The sequence below is a fragment of the Gracilibacillus boraciitolerans JCM 21714 genome (genome assembly GCF_000521485.1).
GTDB classification, from domain to species: domain Bacteria; phylum Bacillota; class Bacilli; order Bacillales; family Amphibacillaceae; genus Gracilibacillus; species Gracilibacillus boraciitolerans.
Map to the genome: position 1 here is coordinate 1 of NZ_BAVS01000076.1, position 1,671 is coordinate 1,671.

At 39.4% G+C, this 1,671-nt stretch carries 1 pseudogene; it reads left to right on the plus strand.

Annotation, left to right across the window (positions count from 1 at the left end):
- The first annotated feature begins 125 nt into the window (after nucleotides 1–125).
- Nucleotides 126–1,393: pseudogene (locus tag JCM21714_RS17700) on the plus strand (IS110 family RNA-guided transposase).
- Nucleotides 1,394–1,671: the final 278 nt, after the last annotated feature.

The window sequence follows — 1,671 nt, forward strand, 5'->3', positions numbered from 1 at the left end:
AAAGGAGCATTCCTGTTATGAAGAAATTTGAGGTTTGAATAAAAAAAGCCTCCTTGGTATGATACGAGGTGTCCAATCGTTGCAACGAAAAAGGACCCTTAATGAATACCCAAGGAGGACTCAAAATGAATTATACGCAAAATGAAAAAATTTCGCAAATTACACCATCCAGCCTTATTGTAGGTATAGACATCGCAAAGGAAAAACACGTGGCAAGAGCACAGGATGATCGAGGAATGGAATTTGGAAAACGACTGATCTTTGAAAATCGAGAACATGGCTTTGAAATGTTATGCGAATGGGTAGTGAAGCATCAAAAGAAACAAGGAAAAAACCACGTTATTTTTGGTGTAGAACCGACGGGTCACTACTGGCTAAGCCTGGCTTATTATTTGAAAGAAAGGGGTTTTGACTTCGTCATTGTCAATCCCATGCATGTGAAAAAATCAAAAGAGTTAGACGATAATTCGCCAACTAAAAATGACACAAAAGATGCGAAAGTGATCGCACAGTTGATAAAAGATGGCAGATACTCGGTACCCAACCTTTTAGAAGGGATTTATGCCGAACTAAGAGAAGGCGTCAAAGTAAGAGATCAACTATCAAAACAACTGATGATCACGGAAGGACGTATACAAAACAATCTACAGCGTTACTTCCCAGAGTTTTTTGATGTATTTAAAGATTGGAGTGGAAAAGCAGCCATATGCAGTTTACGTTGCTTCCCCCCCTTTCCGAGTGATGTCATCCAATTAACAGCAGAAGCAGTACTTGCCCAGTGGAAAACAGAAGTGAAAGCTGGAGTAGGAATAAAACGAGCTCAGCAATTAATAGATAAGGCAAACAAAAGTATTGGTATTCAAGAAGGTCTACGTTTTGCCAAAAGAGAAATACACGACTTATTAGATCAATATATGTTATATCAACAACAGCTAGAAGCGATAGAAGAGGAATTAGAAGAGCTGGTAAAGGAAATACCAGGTGCAGTGGAAATGATTGCGATTAGAGGGATTGGAGCTATGACTGTCGCTGGTTTTTATGCAGAAGTAGGAGATATTCGCCGCTATCGTCATCCACAACAGGTGATTAATATGGCAGGATATACCTTAAAAGAACACAGTTCAGGGAAGCACAAAGGGCAAACGAGAATCACAAAACGAGGGCGCAGTAAATTACGAAAACTCTTATATATGGCGGTTCGACTCTTGTCGCCCATAATCCAACGTTTCAGGCATTACATGAGTATTATACAAATCGAAAAGAACGCCCTTTAAAAAAACAACAATCCTTGATCGCATTATGTGGAAAATTAATACGTGTCTTATTCGTCATTGGTCAACGTCAATGTGAATTTGATGGCAGTAAATTATTACAAGGAATTGCTTCAAAATAGGTAAGAGGATACTTTAAAAACGATTTGAATAAAATACATTTGTTTTCCAATAAAAGAGACAAACACCAAAAATGCAGAGTCGGAGCTTATTTTTTCCATTCGGGCTTTAGACCCAGTAAAGGAGCATATCCGACCTCCACCATGTGGATACGCAGGACGAAGGAATTTGTGGCATTCAACCGGAGAGACATGGGAGGGTGAGCGACCACACGTAAGGTGGAGTTAAAAAGCATGGTCATCACTAACTCGCACACCAAATATATCCAATTTGGCCGTTA